At 62.4% G+C, this 14098-nt stretch carries 14 protein-coding genes and 1 tRNA gene; 2 read left to right on the top strand and 13 right to left on the bottom strand.

Annotated elements, in window-relative coordinates; all coding sequences use genetic code 11:
- Positions 1-109: 109 nt before the first annotated feature.
- The 3 genes from AC1DCU_RS09835 to AC1DCU_RS09825 all read right to left on the bottom strand — a co-directional run bounded on the left by AC1DCU_RS09835 (position 110) and on the right by AC1DCU_RS09825 (position 4065).
- Positions 110-1534 carry an AAA family ATPase gene (locus tag AC1DCU_RS09835; RefSeq protein ID WP_478013572.1) on the bottom strand — a complete coding sequence of 475 codons (1425 nt, stop codon included), beginning with the start codon at positions 1532-1534 and terminating at the stop codon, positions 110-112.
- Positions 1521-2714: a DUF262 domain-containing protein gene (locus AC1DCU_RS09830; protein ID WP_442251294.1), complete on the bottom strand. Its 1194-nt coding sequence runs from the start codon at positions 2712-2714 to the stop codon at positions 1521-1523. Before AC1DCU_RS09830 ends, AC1DCU_RS09835 begins: the two co-directional genes overlap by 14 nt.
- A 970-nt stretch (positions 2715-3684) precedes the next feature.
- Entirely contained in the window at positions 3685-4065 is a 381-nt protein-coding gene (locus tag AC1DCU_RS09825) for a tautomerase family protein (protein WP_442251295.1), read from the bottom strand.
- Between the two features lie 568 nt (positions 4066-4633).
- On the opposite strand from AC1DCU_RS09825, the gene AC1DCU_RS09820 reads away from it, so the two are divergent.
- Both AC1DCU_RS09820 and AC1DCU_RS09815 read left to right on the top strand, forming a co-directional pair.
- Positions 4634-5041 carry a hypothetical protein gene (locus AC1DCU_RS09820; RefSeq protein ID WP_478013573.1) on the top strand — a complete coding sequence of 136 codons (408 nt, stop codon included), beginning with the start codon at positions 4634-4636 and terminating at the stop codon, positions 5039-5041.
- A gap of 53 nt (positions 5042-5094) precedes the next feature.
- A complete protein-coding gene (locus AC1DCU_RS09815; protein ID WP_442251297.1) occupies positions 5095-5658 on the top strand; it encodes a hypothetical protein in 564 nt (187 codons plus the stop codon).
- A gap of 65 nt (positions 5659-5723) precedes the next feature.
- Here AC1DCU_RS09815 and AC1DCU_RS09810 read toward each other — a convergent pair.
- The 10 genes from AC1DCU_RS09810 to fabD form a co-directional block, all read right to left on the bottom strand.
- Positions 5724-5798: transfer RNA gene (locus tag AC1DCU_RS09810), tRNA-Val, on the bottom strand.
- Positions 5799-5912: 114 nt separating this feature from the next.
- Positions 5913-6266 carry a PilZ domain-containing protein gene (locus AC1DCU_RS09805; protein WP_025874071.1) on the bottom strand — a complete coding sequence of 118 codons (354 nt, stop codon included), beginning with the start codon at positions 6264-6266 and terminating at the stop codon, positions 5913-5915.
- Positions 6263-7219, bottom strand: a complete 957-nt coding sequence (locus tag AC1DCU_RS09800) for a DNA polymerase III subunit delta' (RefSeq protein ID WP_032977348.1) — start codon at positions 7217-7219, stop codon at positions 6263-6265. The genes AC1DCU_RS09805 and AC1DCU_RS09800 overlap by 4 nt, the downstream gene beginning before the upstream one ends.
- On the bottom strand, positions 7216-7881 hold the full coding sequence (gene tmk / locus AC1DCU_RS09795) for a dTMP kinase (RefSeq protein ID WP_282279654.1): 666 nt from the start codon (positions 7879-7881) through the stop codon (positions 7216-7218). The genes AC1DCU_RS09800 and tmk overlap by 4 nt, the downstream gene beginning before the upstream one ends.
- Positions 7878-8939: an endolytic transglycosylase MltG gene (gene mltG, locus AC1DCU_RS09790; RefSeq protein WP_099841998.1), complete on the bottom strand. Its 1062-nt coding sequence runs from the start codon at positions 8937-8939 to the stop codon at positions 7878-7880. The genes tmk and mltG overlap by 4 nt, the downstream gene beginning before the upstream one ends.
- Before the next feature lie 128 nt (positions 8940-9067).
- Positions 9068-10432, bottom strand: a complete 1365-nt coding sequence (locus tag AC1DCU_RS09785) for an aminodeoxychorismate synthase component I (protein WP_032977353.1) — start codon at positions 10430-10432, stop codon at positions 9068-9070.
- A gap of 92 nt (positions 10433-10524) precedes the next feature.
- Positions 10525-11787 (bottom strand): beta-ketoacyl-ACP synthase II, encoded by a 1263-nt coding sequence (gene fabF, locus AC1DCU_RS09780; RefSeq protein WP_025874076.1) that lies wholly within the window; start codon positions 11785-11787, stop codon positions 10525-10527.
- Between the two features lie 145 nt (positions 11788-11932).
- Entirely contained in the window at positions 11933-12172 is a 240-nt protein-coding gene (acpP, locus tag AC1DCU_RS09775) for an acyl carrier protein (RefSeq protein WP_025874077.1), read from the bottom strand.
- Between the two features lie 152 nt (positions 12173-12324).
- Positions 12325-13068: a 3-oxoacyl-ACP reductase FabG gene (gene fabG / locus AC1DCU_RS09770; protein ID WP_025874078.1), complete on the bottom strand. Its 744-nt coding sequence runs from the start codon at positions 13066-13068 to the stop codon at positions 12325-12327.
- 82 nt (positions 13069-13150) lie between these two features.
- On the bottom strand, positions 13151-14095 hold the full coding sequence (gene fabD, locus AC1DCU_RS09765) for an ACP S-malonyltransferase (protein ID WP_025874079.1): 945 nt from the start codon (positions 14093-14095) through the stop codon (positions 13151-13153).
- Positions 14096-14098: the final 3 nt, after the last annotated feature.

Below are 14098 nucleotides of genomic sequence, written 5' to 3'. Positions count from 1 at the left end.
GCACGGTAGAACATTCTAATCGAACGCTGACGGACTTTTTCTGCCTCGCACTTGGACTGTGCAGTAGCGGGCGCCGCGTATGACTGGGGTCGCGATCCTAGAAAAATCATCATGGAACTTTTCCGGCTATCCATGTTGCTAGCCTCTTCGCGTCTTCCATGACAAGGGGGTCGTCCAACCAATGCGAAACCATGCAATGGCGCATATCCGCCACCCGAACATTAACCAAGCCAAGCGATGAAATGAATGAGCTAATGAAATCATGATGATCACAATGCACGGTGTTCATCAACGCAGCTTCCACTCTTTCCGAATCGTACCCCAACCGCGCAGAGAACCGTTGAACATCTGCACCTATTGAAATTCGAATGGAGTGAACGGGATCAAAATTTGTCGGAAGGTACGCCTCCCCCACCAAATAATCAGAATCATTGGCATTCACTGCCTTGACAACCCTTTTATCGCCATCCAAAACAGAAACCACCTTGCAAATCCTATTATCCGGAAAGGAAGAGCAAAAAGCCCTAACAGCGCCCTCCCCTCCCTTGACAACTGCAACATCAACAAAACCAGAAACGCCAGCCGCCCATTTGTTAATTATCCCCGACACCACTGCCAGCGCGTCAACGTCCTCTACTACTATAAGCAACGTTCTCTCAGTTCTGAGATTTAGTCGAAGCCGCGCCTCCCTCATATTACTTATCAGATCCAAGGTTGGCATACCAGGGACACGACTCTCCGACACCAAGAAGCTATCTTCGCGCCGCAACTGCTCCAACATCTCAACAGAGTGAGTCGTCAATAAAACAACTAAACTTCGCTCATTGGCGATAAATCCTATCGCATCAATAAGTGCAGCCCTGCTTCTCGGAGATAAATGTGAGTCAGGCTCATCCAACAGAACAACACTATTCTTTTGGGCGCGCATAAGCCGCCAAATTACATAGAACGCACAAAGCTCCCCCAAGCCCATTTCGCGAGAGTCATAGGCGACCCCCCTCGCCTTCACTTTGAAATAGGGAATTACGTCGTCTTCCTCGTGACCATCCGCAAGTGCACTTCTTTCCAGCTCAGTCACACCGACAGATTCATAACCAACGCCAGCTACATTCCTAAATAGCCCCAAAGGATCATTCGGCATCAAACGCTCCTCATACTGAGCTACAACATCTTCCAGATCATTAGTCCTTCTAAAAACCCTCAATATATCGGCAACGTCTGACGATGACTGAAGGAGCTCAACAGGTATATTAGCCGGCGCCTCATTCGAAGCAAAGAATTCCTTACCTCTATAAACCCCTCTAATTTCTTTAACAGAAGCTCGAGAAATTACATCTTCTCCTGCGAGACAGGAAAAAATCTTCCGCATCAAACCCGTTTTACCTGCCCCATTTACGCCAACGAAGGCAGCAACTCGGGAAACCAGCCTCACCGAGGTCACCCCTCCTGCATCGACGATCAACTCATCTAGGAAAAGAGAGGTGCTTCGCTTTCTGCAGCCATCCCAAGCGACGTCAAAGTCAGCGCGACGCATACAAATCATCCCCCCACTCATTATGATCACAAAAATCCATAACAAATGATTCACACATAGAAACGTCGTACCACCCATAATCAGAGAAAATCTCCATATATTCCCTAATCGTCATCTCCGCAGCTATTTTTCTAGCTCGCCCTCCTGAGTTCGCCGAACAAAATGCCACCCAAAGAACAACATCCCTTATCAGAACCGAGCTAACATCAGACGCACGCGAGCTTGCTCTATCATTAAACAGCACAAGAAATGAATTGAATTTCTTAAAAGAATCGTCAGCCAATTCATACCCACCGGCCGCGCCTCTTGAAAATTCAAAATCCGCGAAAAACTCAGCTAGCCCGCGAACATACTTACCATCGAACCTAACGAGAAAAATAAGCCATGAATACATAGTTGCTTTGTTTAACCTTATCCCGTGAGTCGAATTCGCAGCCTTCCTATACACCTTAATAAAAAGATCACACGCCTGCCTAAGACGAACCGAAACCCATTCACTTAACGGGGAACCATCTCTATAAAGCTCACTAACAGCACTCGCTGTCACTTTCACTCTCAGAGACCCAGCATCTAAGCTGAATGCCACCCTGGCGAGAACATCGTCATAGGCCATTCGACTGTTTGAAAATCCGATGGTGCCTACGCTAGAGATACCGGACTCCACCAAGTCAACCAAATGACGTATCTCGTCTCGAACGGGGCCATAAAATGCGTTCCGCTTCTCCGCCGGAGATAAAACTGCAGGCTGATTTAAGCGAAAGAATATCTCAGCAGGCTCCTCTGGCCTATAGTCGGAAACCTCATATGTCCGCACAGGAAGCCGTAAAAATCGGCGACGCACATCTTCTGGCAATCCATCGAATTTGACTCCATGCAAATCTAAAATTAATGGATCACGCGGCTCGATTCGCCCATCAATTGCGAATCGTCCGTTAATGAAATCTCGGATTGACGCCAATCTCTGCTGACCATCCAATACCTGCAGACGATGATCCCCTTCGATTGCAACAACCAGAATTGGCGGCATCACCCAACCACGAATAAGCGTATCCACTAGCCGCTGCTTTTTTGCAACCGTCCAGACCTCACCGCGCTGAAAGTCTGGCTGCAAATCCAAATCACCTTCGTCTATTCGCGCATAAGTAGTCGCGATATCAGGCTCAGTAGGAACAAAGCGCATAACCACCCCTCAAAAGTACTTTCGAAATTATGACCATAGACAGATCTAATACACACTCTGACAGCCTCAAAGAGGCATAGTACGCAAGCTCATCTTCCAAGAGACAGATTCGTCCTGCCTGTCCCCTGTTAGGGAGTTGCGCAAGCGCCCCGCACCTCGTCACTTGCGCCCCTGAAGATACCCACAATCGCCCCATTGACTGAGCGCCTTGCTTGCCGTGGCTGAGAAGATCTCAAAAGGACTTGAACTCCAAGTCCGGCTCCATTCACTTTGGCACTCCGATCTCCTGCACGTCGAGTGTTGGCCGAAATGATGCTCCACCTTATCGGAACTTCCAACCTCGTCGACCGAAGTGCTGCAGTGTTGCACCTTTGCTTTCATCGCCTCCCACAACCGTGCGGTCATAGAGGTTAGTTTCAATGATCGGCTGGCTCGGCAATCGGCCATCGGCAAGTCAACGAACACAAGAAGTTCGCTGACTACAGATGTACAGCATAGCAACTAGACAGTTGAGTGCCTGGCATCGAGTGGAAGCACGTTGCGATAGTTCATTTCTGCGGTGCCGTGGCAGATCGATGTGTGGCCAACCGCAGCCCTCCTATAGCCACAGCGAACGGATCGCCCTTCACTCTTCTCCTCGTTGACAACCTCTACCACACCGCCAATGCCGAGATTCGCCTCGGCCTACAATCAGATCGATATTCACTACTCATATGATGGGCCGAACTGAGGTCGGCACGAGAGGATCTTCCGGAACACATCAGAGTGAGAAAGCTCAACGAGTGCATCTGTTGGGAAGGCGCTCGACGCGCCCGTCCATCAACCCAGTAGATACGCTACGACAGTTCACCGCACTAAGCGGATGACCAGCTAATGCACCTGAAAAGTTCTAACAAGCTCAGGCGCTCAACACTTTCGTTGGTTCAAGCATTAATGGACCCGGGCCAGGATTCCACGACGGGTTCATGGATCACCTCACGTACTGCGCCACGCCATTGCCGAGCGACCAGTTTTCCCGCTTCACTTCCACCAGATTGATGAAGACATCCTGGCGGCGAATGCCCACCGCCGCGTGCAGGCCATCGGCAATGCCCAGGTACAGCGCCTTCTTCTGATCCAGCGTGCGCCCTTCGTTCCAGGTGATCTGGATGCAGTTGAAGTCGTCGGTGCGGTCCACGCCCAGGTAGCCGGGATCGTAGATCAGCGTGCCGGGCTCGTGCTCCTGGAAGATCTGGAAGCGATCGTTTTCCGGCACGCCGACCGCGCGCATGGCCTGGTAGATGGTTTCGCCGACGCGTTGCAGATAGTCGGCGGATTTACCTTTGCGAAGATCGAAACGGGCGAGCGGCATGGTGGCACTCCAGGGCTGGGAGGTGGCGCGACAATGGCCCGAGACTACGCCGGCCTGGGGCCACGGCACAGTGCATGGATGGAACCCTCTGCATTCATCGATGGCAAGTTGCGCATCGATGCTGCGCCGGCTGACGCGATCGCCACGCGGAGCCGGCCCCTGCCAGTGGCCTCGGCCGTCATGGACGGTTGGCGGATTGCGCCATTGGTGATGGGATGCACGCCGCGTGGGTGCGTCGCTGCACAGATTGGAACACGCTCGGCGTTGCAGAGAGTTTTTGCGAATTTTCCTCACTGACTTCCATGGTGCGGCAATCCAATGATCGCCTCGCCGAGGCAGATTGCCTCGGTCGGGATTGGCGTCTCGAAAAAGCAAACCTGACAGATGATTTGCGCAGCGCTGCGCAATCGCGAGAATGCATCGGCGGCCCTTCATGGCGGGCGGTGCGTGGGGATCACTCGATCCGCCGGGTGATTTCTCACTCTGTTGTGTTTGCCCCGGCACGCCAACCCGCACCGTCCGCCACCTTCGCTCCGGAAGGTGGCTCCACGCCAGTGAGGGTTACACCATGACCAACAGCAGCATCTCCCACCCGCGCCTGCATGCCCTGATCGGCGACGTCGTGCATGCAGTTCCCGAAGACATCGCACGCGAACTCGAATGCGCGTTGCAGGAACAAGGACCGCCCTCGCAGTCGTCCACGTTCGTGTCCTGCCTCAACGCCATCCAGCACGCCGATGGCGAAGACGGACAGCCCTGTCGTGGTCTCATGCTGGGTGCCAGCAACCACGCCTCGCTCAGCCGTTCGCTGTGCGCGCTGGGCGTGGTGCTGGACCTGCTGCACGCCGCCGAACGTGTACGTGTGGGCGGTGGCGCAGACCAGCAATTGGGCGACTTCCACACCGACGGCCTTATCGTGGCGGCGCGGCAACTGGTGCGTGAGGCCAGCCACTGCCTGGCAGGCAGCGCCGCCTGACCGGCTTGAATGGCGACCTCGCTACAATCGCGCAGGGAATGCAGGAGACCGACATGGACGCCGAACATCTGGAGTACTTCAAAGCCGCGCTGGAAGGCCGCGCGCAGGTGGGCTGGAACATCTGGTTCGCCGCCAACCAGCACGCGCTGGCCCAGCAGCTGAGCCGCCCCGCGCTGCTGCGCCTGAAATTCAGCAAACTGGATGAAGCCGAGCGCCTGCTCGCCGAGGCCGGCATCGTACCCGCCAGCACGGCAGGCAAACGCTACGAGATGTACTGCGCGCAGTTTTCAGCCGACGCAGTGGACGGGAAGGGCCGCCCACTGCCTGCGATCTGGCGCGCGGCGCATGGCGGCGCCATCGGCCAGCTCGCCGATGGCCACTACGAGGCTGGGCAAGCGACGCTGCTCGCGGAATTCCGCCGCGCCCGCAAGCGCGGTCTGCAGCAGGCGCACGAATGGTTGGGCGATCTGTGCTTTGAAGGCGAGATCGAACTGAGCGGCGGCAATGCGGATGTGGGCCGCAACCTGCTGGCAGTGGTGGTGCAGGCGGGCAGCGGCCACGACCTGCTGGACGGTGTGGCGATGATCGCGCGCGAGCGGTTGGGTCAGCCAGGCTGATGGCGGAACGAATCATGGACAACAAAAAAGCCCCCATTTCTGGAAGCTTCTTTCGTTCTGCAACATGGTGGGCGGTACAGGGATCGAACCTGTGACCCTTGCCGTGTGAAGGCAATGCTCTACCGCTGAGCTAACCGCCCGGTGTGTTGCTGAGCCGCTCATTATAGGGGCTTTTCAGAGACCGTCAACAGTTTTCACATTCGTGTTCACGCGCGTTTCCAGGGGCCGCCGGGCATGGCCCGGCGCTACCGGAATCACATCGTATGCGTCGGCTTGTCCGAACCGGTCAGGCCGGCCAGGATCGTTTCGATCTTGTGGCGCACCGTCTCGCCTTCCTGGCCATCTGCCAGCTGCACGCCGATGCCGGCGGTGCGGTTGCCCTGCGCACCGGCCGGAGTCACCCAGATCACCTTGCCGGCCACCGGCAGGCGCTCGCTGGAATCGGGCAGGGTCAGCAGCAGGAATACCTCATCGCCCAGGAAATAACGCTTGGGCGTGGGCACGAAGATGCCGCCATTCTTCACGAACGGCATGTACGCGCTGTACAGCGCGGCCTTGTCCTTCACTGCCAGGGACAGGATGCCCTGACGGGCGTTGCTGGCACTCATCGATTTCCCCTTGCGGCAGGCCGCTCGTTCACCTTGTTCCAGGCCAGCAGCAACTCGACCACCGCAAGGTCTGCGCGCACGGTGGTGCGCAGCAGGTCGCGGGTGCGGTTGGCCGCATCGAACCAGGCTGCAAGCTTGTGCAATCGCTCCGGCGTGGTCAAGGCATCGGTGCTGGCCTGGGCCAGCGCCAGGTCGGCGGCGAAGCGCAGGCGCAGCGCCGCGTTGTCATCGGCGCACCACTTCTGCGCCAGCTCCACTGCGCCGGTCTTGCCGGCGGCCAGCTGTTCCAGCTCGCGGCCGACCTCGCGACGCAGGCTCAGGCCATCTTCGCGCAGCCAGTTGTCGGCCTGCCCGGGATGGCCGCGTGCTGCATCCAGTGCCTCGCGCGCGGCCGCTTCGCTGTGGCCCTGCTGCTGCAGCCAGGCCAGCGCTTCCTCGCGCGGCGGCAGCTTGAATTCCAGGCGCTGGCAGCGGCTGCGCACGGTCTGCGGCAGGCGCGCCGGGTCGCTGCTGATCAACCACAGGTAACGCCCGGGTTGCGGTTCTTCCAGGGTCTTCAGCAGCGCATTGGCGGCCGAACGGTTGATGGCATCGGCCGGGTCGACGATCACCACCTGCGCCACGCCGTACTGCGGGGTCAGCGCCAGCTTGTTGCTGATCTCGCGCACCTGCTCGATCACGATCTCGGTGCGCAGCTTGTCGCCGCTCTTGTTGGGAATGAAGCTGATCAGCTGCAGGTCGGGATGCGTGCCGGCGGCAATCAGCTGCCGGGTGCGGGTGGCATGCGCGCCATCCCCGCGTGCCAGCACGTGGTCGGCCAGCGCCAGGGCCACCTCCCGCTTGCCCAGCCCGGCCGGGCCACAGATCAGCAGGCCATGGCCCAGCCGATCTGCATCCAGTGCAGCCACGGTCTGGTCGAACGCGCGCTGCTGCCAGGGCGAGAACGTGCTCATACGCCCTCCCCTTGCTGCAGCCAGCGCTCGACACGCGCAACCACATCGGCGGCCACGCGCTCCTGCACCTGGCCTGCATCAACCAGCGCGAAACGCTGCGGATCCTGCTGTGCGCGGCCGCGAAACACTTCGCGCACGCGCTGGAAGAAATCGTCCTGCTCGCTTTCGATGCGGTCCGGCCACAGGTCGCGGCCGTTGGCACGCGCGCGGCCTACGGCCACGTCCACGTCCAACAACAGGGTCAAACCGGGCAGCAGGCCAACGGCGCGGCGCTCCAGGTCGGCGATCCACTGCGGGTCGAGGCCGCGGCCACCGCCCTGGTAGGCATAGCTGGAATCGGTGAAACGATCGCTGAGCACGTAGGCGCCGCGCTGCAGCGCCGGCTGGATCACTTGGCGCACATGCTGCGCGCGCGCGGCGAACACCAGCAGCAGCTCAGCCTCGGCACTGAGCGGCTCGGCAGCAATCTCGGCATCCGGCTTCAGCACCAGGCCGCGGATGCGCTCGGCGAGCGGCGTGCCACCGGGCTCGCGGGTCAACACGACCTCATGGCCGTGGCGGCGCAGGCACTCGCGAATGGCGTTGATGGCGGTGGTCTTGCCCGCGCCCTCGCCGCCTTCCAGGCTGACGAAACGGGGATGGCGAAGCAGCGCGGAACTCATTGCGCCGGAGTCTCCTGGGTGCGTTGCTGGCGCAGCTGCTGCAGGTAGCGGGCTACGGCGGCGTTGTGTTTGTCCAGGCTGGGCGAGAACACGTGTGCGCCACTGCCATCGCCCACCGCGACGAAGTACAGCGCATCGCCCGGTGCCGGTTGTGCAGCGGCCATCAGCGCATCGCGGCTGGGCATGGCGATCGGGGTCGGGGTCAGGCCAGAGCGGGTGTAGGTGTTGTAGGGCGTATCGGTGGTCAGGTCGCGGCGGCGGATGTTGCCGTCGTACGCCGCGCCGATGCCGTAGATCACGGTCGGATCGGTCTGCAGGCGCATGCCGATCTTCAGGCGGCGCATGAACACGCCGGCAATCTGCGGTCGCTCGCTGGCCAGCGCGGTTTCCTTTTCGATGATCGACGCCAGCGTCAGCAGCTCGTAGGGCGTGTTGATCGGCAGGTCCGGCGCACGGCTTTCCCAGGCTTCGTCCAGCGCCTTCTCCATCGCGCCGTGGGCACGCTTGAGCACGTCCAGGTCGCTGTCGCCGCGCTGGTAGACGTAGGTTTCCGGCAGGAACCGGCCTTCCGGATGCTGGCCGGCGAAACCGAGGCGGTCCATCAGTGCTGCGTCATCGAGGGTGTCGGTGGTGTGCAGCAGCGGATCGGCACGCTTGAGCGCGGCGCGCAGCTGGCGGATGTTCCAGCCTTCGATGATGGTGACGCGGTGCTGCAGCACCTTGCCCGCACGCATGCGCAGCAGCAGCTCGCGCGGGGTCAGGTCCTTGCTCAGCGCGTACTCGCCCACCTTCAGCTTGCCGGCGGCATCGAGCTGGCGCGCCAGCAGTTGCCACTGGGTGTCCTGGCCCTCGTCCACGCCGGCCTCGCGCAGCTTGCGCAGCACGCTGTTCATGCCATCGCCGCTGGCGATGACCACGCTGTCCGCACTGGGGGTCAACGGCACGTCGGCAAACTGGCTCTGCTTGTAGAAGAACCATGCGCCCGCGCCGGCCACGATGGCGGCCAGCACCAGCAGCAGCGTTACCACCAACAGACACCCGCGCTTGGCTCCCGCCATGGACTACCTCTGAACTCGATTCCGTCGTGCAGGATACCGTGCCGGTGGGGCGGGGTCATGACCGGGGGCACGCGTCCGTGCCGACCAACGGTCGGCACCCACAAGCCATGCCCGGCGGCGGCAATCGATCAGCCCTGCTGCCCCAGCGCCCGCAGCAGGCCGCGGGCCTTGGCCCGGGTTTCGTCCAGTTCCTTGTCCGGGTCCGAATCGACCACGATGCCGGCTCCGGTGCGGAAGCTGACCTCGTTGCCGTCCACCTCGGCGGTGCGGATCAGGATGTTCAGGTCCAGGTCGCCATCGCGGTTCAGCCAGCCGAACGCACCGGTGTACGCGCCGCGCGGCACCTGCTCCAGTTCGCTGATGATCTGCATGCAGCGCACCTTCGGGCAGCCGGTGATGGTGCCGCCGGGGAAGGTCGCGGCGATCACCTCGCCCGGGGTGACGTCCGCGCGCAGCTGGCCGCTGACGTTGCTGACGATGTGGTGCACGTGGGCGTAGCTTTCCACGGTCATCAGCTCGTCCACCACGACCGTGCCGGGCAGGCAGATGCGGCCCAGATCGTTGCGCTCCAGGTCGATCAGCATCACGTGCTCGGCGCGCTCCTTGGGATGGCCGACCAGTTCCTGGATGCGCGCGGCATCGTCGTCGCCCTCGAAGCGCGGACGGGTGCCGGCGATCGGGCGGGTCTGTGCGTGGCCGCCATGCACCGACACCAGCCGTTCCGGCGACGAGCTGACCACATGCCGGCCGTGCGCACTGAACAGGCCGGCAAACGGCGCCGGATTGGCCCGCCGCAGCTGCGCGTACAGCGCCTGCGGGCTGACCGGTGCTGCGAAGTGCGCGCTCCAGCGCCGCGACAGGTTCACCTGGAACACGTCGCCGGCGCGCAGGTAGTCGATCACTCGGCGCACACCCTCGGTGAAGCGCTGCGGCTCGTCTTCGCGGACCGACTGCGGCGGCTGCCAGCCCTGCCCGGCCGGCGGCAGTTCACCCGCTACCAGCGCGACCAGCGAGTCCAGCAGCGCTTGCTCGCCCGCTTCGGCAATGAGGAAGCTGGCGTCGGCCTGGTGGTCATGCAGCACGGCGGCCGGGCAGCGCAGGGCAAGTGCGGTCGGTCGGCCGTCATCGCGCGCGCGCGCCGGCAGCACCGGTTCGACCTGGCTGGCCACTTCGTAATCGAGCATCAGCGCCCAGCCACCGCGGAACGGCAGCGCGTGGCCGCCGTCGTGCGGCAATCGCTGTGCCTGCCATGCGTGGTCCAGCGCCTGCAGGAAGCTGCCGGGCTGCACCGCGCCGTGCTGGTCGCGCACCTGGCCATCGGCGTCCAGCTGCAGGGTGTCGCCCTGCGCGGCCAGCAGCAGGCTCCAGCGGCCCTGCGCAGTGCCCGAGGCGGTGGACTCCATCAGCAGCGGGAAACGCGCCGGGTCGCGCTGCTGCAGGGCCAGCAGGTCGATCGGGTGCGGCAGCGGGTGGATCAGCGGGGCGTGGGTCATGGCAGCCAGTTCGGGAGACGGATACACGGAAGCCGCCTTGCGGCGGCCTCGTGGTTGGCGGAGCCGAGCATGGCTCGACCCTACCGGTGCGATCAGACGCGCTTGAAGATCAGCGTGCCGTTGGTGCCGCCGAAACCAAAACCATTCGACATCACCACGTCGACCTTGGCCTGGCGTGCTTCGTTGGGCACGTAGTCCAGGTCGCAGCCTTCGCCCGGCTGCTGCAGGTTGATGGTCGGCGGAATCACGTTGTCGCGCATTGCCAGAACCGAGAAGATCGCTTCCACGCCGCCGGCAGCGCCGAGCAGGTGGCCGGTCATCGACTTGGTGGAGCTGACCATCATCTTGTAGGCGTGGTCGCCGAAGGCGGTCTTCATCGCCATGGTCTCACCGAGGTCGCCCAGCGGGGTCGAGGTGCCATGTGCGTTGAGGTAGCCGACCTGTTCCGGGGTGACACCGGCGTCCTTCATGGCCATGGTCATGCAGCGCGCAGCGCCTTCGCCGTTCTCGCTCGGCGCGGTCATGTGGTACGCGTCGGAGCTGGCGCCGAAACCGGCCAGCTCGCAATAGATCTTCGCGCCACGCGCCTTGGCGTGCTCGTACTCTTCCAGGATCAGGATGCCGGCGCCGTCGCCCAGCACGAAGCCGTCACGGTCCTTGTCCCACGGGCGCGAGGCCTGTTCCGGAGCATCGTTGCGGGTGCTCATCGCCTTCATCGCGCAGAAGCCGCCCAGCGCCGTCGGCGAGGAGCCGCGCTCTGCACCGCCGGCCACCATCACGTCCGCATCGCCGTACTGGATCATGCGCATGGCGGTGCCGATGGAATGGTTGGAGGTGGCGCACGCCGAGACCGCCGAGAACGACGGGCCCTTCAGGCCGCTGATGATGCTCAGCTGGCCCGGCAGCATGTTGATGATGGTCTTGGGCACGTAGAAGGGAGAGATCTTCTTCCCCTCGTGGAACTCGATGGTCTGCTCTTCGATGCCGAGCAGGCCGCCGATGCCAGCGCCAACGATGGCGCCGATGCGGTCGGCATTGGCGTCGGTGATCTCCAAGCCCGAATCATGCAGGGCCATGAAGGCGGCACCGAGGCCGTAATGGATGAACGGGTCCATCTTCTTGGCATCCTTGCCACTGACCCGGTACTTGCCGAACAGTTCGTTGTCGGCGGTGATGTCAAAGCCTTTGACCTCACCTGCGATCTTGGTGGTGAACCGTTCCAGGTAGGCATCAGAAACGTTGGTCAGCGGACCGATGCCCGAACGACCGTGGGTGATGCCTTCCCAGCTGCTGGCCAGATCATTGCCCAACGGCGAGACCATACCCAGGCCGGTTACGACGACGCGACGCTTCATTGCTGATTCTCCTGACCCGAACGTTCTTTGCGGGTAACGCGGTTTACTTCGGTGTGGTGCGCAAACACACGGGGCCGCAAACAGCGGCCCCATGGGGTGTCGTGCGCGCCGGACTCAACGCCCGCACGCGCACTGACGTCCTGCATCAGGCCTTGACGTGGGCCGTGATGTAGGTGATCGCAGCCTGCACGGTGCTGATCTTCTCGGCTTCTTCGTCCGGGATCTCGCACTCGAATTCTTCTTCCAGCGCCATCACCAGCTCGACGGTGTCCAGCGAGTCAGCGCCCAGGTCATCGACGAACGATGCGCTGTTGGTGACTTCTTCTTCCTTGACGCCAAGCTGTTCGATGACGATTTTCTTGACGCGTTCTTCGATGGTGCTCATGGGATATCGCTCCAGATGGAGTAGTGGTTCAAAAGTGGTCGCCATCAAAGGCGATGGCCGTGGGATAGTGTAGTGGAAACCGGCGTGACCTTGCATTGCAGCAAAAATCCTCGCAGATCAACCACTTGCGGCGCGATCCCTGCGCCCCTTGCTTACGGCATGTACATGCCGCCGTTCACATGGAGAGTTTCGCCGGTGATGTAGCCGGCAGCCGGGCTGGCCAGGAAGGCCACCGCATGGGCGATGTCCTCCGGCGAACCCAGGCGTTCGAGGGCGATGTCGCCGATCAGCGCGGTACGCGCTTCTTCCGGCAGCGCCTTGGTCATGTCGGTGTCGATGAAGCCCGGCGCGACCACGTTGACGGTGACCCCGCGCGAGCCGATTTCCTTGGCCAGCGACTTGGAGAAACCGATGATGCCGGCCTTGGCGGCGGCATAGTTGGCCTGGCCGGCGTTGCCGGTCACGCCCACCACCGAGGCGATGTTGATGATGCGGCCCTTGCGCGCCTTCATCATGCCGCGCATGACGGCCTTGCTGGTACGGAACACGCTGGTCAGGTTGGTGTCGATGATCGACGCCCAATCGTCTTCCTTCATGCGCATCAGCAGGTTGTCGCGGGTGATGCCGGCGTTGTTGACCAGGATCGAGATCGGGCCGAATTCCTTGGCGATACCGTCAAGCACGGCATCGAGCGCAGCGGCGTCGGTGACGTTCAGCGCGCGGCCGTGCCCGCCGTGGGCAGCCAGGCGCTCGCCGATCGCGGCGGCGCCGGAATCGGTGGTGGCAGTGCCGATGACGGTGGCGCCCTGGGCGGCCAGCAGATCGGCGATGGCGGCACCAATGCCACGGCTGGCACCGGTAACCAGTGCGATTTCACCCTGCAGGGGCTTGCTCATGATGTTTTCCTCAGGCTGGGGCGGCCGCCGCACCCGCGCCGCTTGCAGCGGCCACCGGCACGGTCGGCAGGAACAGGGGCAATCAGGCCGACCACGTCTCGCGGGCGGTTTCGAAGTCGCCCGGGGTGGCCAGGGAACGGCCGTCGATGGCCTTGTCGATGCGCTTGACCAGACCGGTCAGCACCTTGCCCGGGCCGCATTCGGCGATCCGGGTGACGCCACGGGCGGCCAGCGCCTGCACGCAGCCGGTCCACTGCACGGGCTGGTACAGCTGCTGCACCAGCGCGGCGCGGATCGCGTCCACACCGTCGTGCACCTTGGCGTCGACGTTCTGCACCACCGGCAGCTGCGGCAGCTGCCAGGACAGGCCGGCCATCACTTCGGCCAGACGGTTGGCGGCTTCGCGCATCAGCGGGGTGTGCGAGGGCACGCTGACGGCCAGCTTGACCGCCTTGCGCACGCCCTTCTCGGCCAGCAGCGCCAGCGCGCGGTCGACCGCGGCAGCGTCGCCGCCGATCACGATCTGGCCCGGCGAGTTGAAGTTGGCCGGAACGACCACCTGGCTGCCGGCAGCTTCCGCGCAGACGTCCAGCACCAGCTGGTCTTCGGCACCGAGCACGGCGGCCATGGCGCCCACACCCGCCGGTGCGGCGTCCTGCATCAGCTGGCCGCGCAGGCGCACCAGGTGCGCACCGTCGTGCAGGCTGAGGGCGCCAGCGGCGACCAGGGCGGTGTACTCACCCAGGCTGTGGCCCGCCAGAACCGACGGACGAGGACCGCCCACGGCGTTCCAGGCGCGCCACGCGCCGATGCTGGCGGCCAGCAGGGCCGGCTGGGTGTATTCGGTACGGTTGAGCATTTCCTCCGGGCCGCCCTGGGACAACGCCCACAGGTCGACGCCGGCACCATCGGATGCCTCGGTGAAGGCCTCACGCACCTGCGGGTGCAGTTCGGCCAGCTCGGCCAGCATGCCCACAGACTGCGAGCCCTGACCGGGGAAGACAAAAGCGAGGGTGGATACGGTCACGCG

The sequence above is a fragment of the Stenotrophomonas sp. 10L48 genome, assembly GCF_056395105.1.
The sequence above is the reverse complement of the archived record's forward strand: the minus strand, read 5'-3'. Positions and strand labels throughout refer to the sequence as shown.